A 486-nucleotide genomic window follows, 5' to 3' on the forward strand; every position below is an offset into this window, starting at 1 on the left:
GGCTTGACGTTCACCTAAACCGATGAGCGCCGCCAAGGGCCACTAAAATTGCCGATCAGCCAGCCGATTACCATTCAGGAATTTGTCGAGTTCAGCAGTACGGGATCTGGATAGCCGAACTTCTTCCGCAAACTGGGGCCACCGATCTACGGCCTCTCGAATCTGCTCTATAACCTCCTTGGCATATTGATCCGGGATCGAAGCCGCTTTGGAGACCGCCAAAAGGTGAGACATGCCGGGGGTTCTACCTTCCCCGGCTATTGCAGCGATGTGCTCACCGCCTGGCCCGGACGAAAACGTAAGATCGTATGCGGGTGCCAGAGACCACCTACCATTCCCGTCCATAAGAAATGCATGGTTTTTAGCATGGTCGTCGCGATTTCTGGCATAGACATTGAACACCATATTTCGAAACATCTTGAGGACTTCCGCAGCGTCGCGGGTCATCATATGGGTCAGCTTGTGAAGTTGCTCATAGTTCACACT

1 protein-coding gene is annotated in these 486 nt (G+C 52.9%); it reads right to left on the reverse strand.

Translation table 11 applies throughout. From position 1 onward, the window contains the following. Positions 1–42 precede the first annotated feature (42 nt). Positions 43–486, reverse strand: a 444-nt coding sequence (locus AB4Z23_RS28345; protein WP_441361289.1) for a HipA domain-containing protein, incomplete at its 5' end; no start/stop codon positions are given.

It is taken from the genome of Agrobacterium sp. MCAB5 (genome assembly GCF_052114365.1).
Classification (GTDB): domain Bacteria; phylum Pseudomonadota; class Alphaproteobacteria; order Rhizobiales; family Rhizobiaceae; genus Agrobacterium; species Agrobacterium tumefaciens.